The sequence below is a fragment of the Mesorhizobium sp. M4A.F.Ca.ET.050.02.1.1 genome (assembly GCF_003997725.1).
Classification (GTDB): domain Bacteria; phylum Pseudomonadota; class Alphaproteobacteria; order Rhizobiales; family Rhizobiaceae; genus Mesorhizobium.
On the sequence record NZ_RZSG01001384.1, the window covers coordinates 1 to 666 of the forward strand.

Here is a 666-nt window from a genome sequence, read left to right on the forward strand (position 1 = left end):
GCCATCGTGCTCGACGGCGAGGACATCACGCCGCTGCCGACGCACAAGCGCAATCTCGGCATGGTGTTCCAGTCGCTGGCGCTGTTTCCGCATCTGTCGGTCGGCGACAACATCTCTTATGCGCTGCGCATCCGTGGCGCCTCCAGGGAAGAGCAGAAGAAGCGGGTCGACGAGTTGCTGACGCTGATCCATCTGGCGGGCTTCGCAGACCGGCCCGTTGCCAAGCTTTCGGGCGGCCAGCGCCAGCGCGTGGCGATTGCCCGCGCGCTCGCCCTGTCGCCGAAACTGTTCCTGCTCGACGAGCCGCTGTCGGCGCTAGACGCCAAATTACGTGAGGCGATGCAGGTGGAACTGCGCCAGCTGCAGCAGCGGCTCGGTATCACCACCATCGTCGTCACCCACGACCAGCGCGAGGCGATGACCATGGCCGATCTGGTCGTCGTCATGGGCCACGGCAAGATATTGCAGGCGGCGCCGCCAATCGAGATCTACCGCAAGCCGGCCGACGCCTTCGTCGCCGACTTCATCGGCATCACCAACCTGTTGCCGGCCGAGGTCGACAGCGCCGGGCGCACCACCATCCTCGGCACCGCCATTCCGGGCCTCGCCATGCCGGCGGGGTTGCGCAAAGCTTCTGTGTCGATCCGTCCCGAGGACGTGCATCTT

At 65.9% G+C, this 666-nt stretch carries 1 protein-coding gene; it reads left to right on the forward strand.

Annotated features, from left to right (window positions below):
* Window positions 1–666: ABC transporter ATP-binding protein (locus EOA33_RS37670; RefSeq protein ID WP_145989603.1), on the forward strand; the 666-nt coding region annotated here is incomplete at both ends.